The sequence below is a fragment of the Micromonospora sp. ABR4_055 genome, from assembly GCF_056160425.1.
On the sequence record NZ_JBSWXD010000365.1, the window covers coordinates 1 to 416 of the forward strand.

At 76.9% G+C, this 416-nt stretch carries 1 pseudogene; it reads left to right on the plus strand.

Annotated elements, in window-relative coordinates:
• Positions 1 to 330 (plus strand): annotated as a pseudogene (locus ACXAHD_RS32415) (hypothetical protein); the annotation flags it as partial.
• Between the last annotated feature and the right edge of the window lie 86 nt (positions 331 to 416).

Here is a 416-nt window from a genome sequence, read left to right on the forward strand (position 1 = left end):
TGTCTCTGGGTGCTTGGTGTCCCGGGGTGGGGTGGGGAGGGGGTGGCGGGGGGGGGGGGGTGGGTAGGGTCAACTGCCACCTCGTCCGGTGACGGCTGGAGCTTCGGGACGGTGTTCCACGCCCCGCCGCCGCAAGGGCTGGAGGTCGTGCTGGTGCTGCGGGCCGGCGACGGCGCGAACGCCGCCACCGGCCCGGTCCGGGTGCGGGTGGCCGACGGCAGCGACGGCCTGGCGGACCTGCCCGGCTTCACCCCCCGGCCGACCGGGGTCGGGGTGGCCGGTTCACACACCAGCGAACTGGTGACCGTCGCCCGGACCTACACGTTCTGACCGCCACGCCCCTGCATCGCCCCGGAGGAGGCGGGGGGGGGGGGGTCGCCACCGGCCCGGTCGGGGGTGGAGGGCGTCGCGCCAGA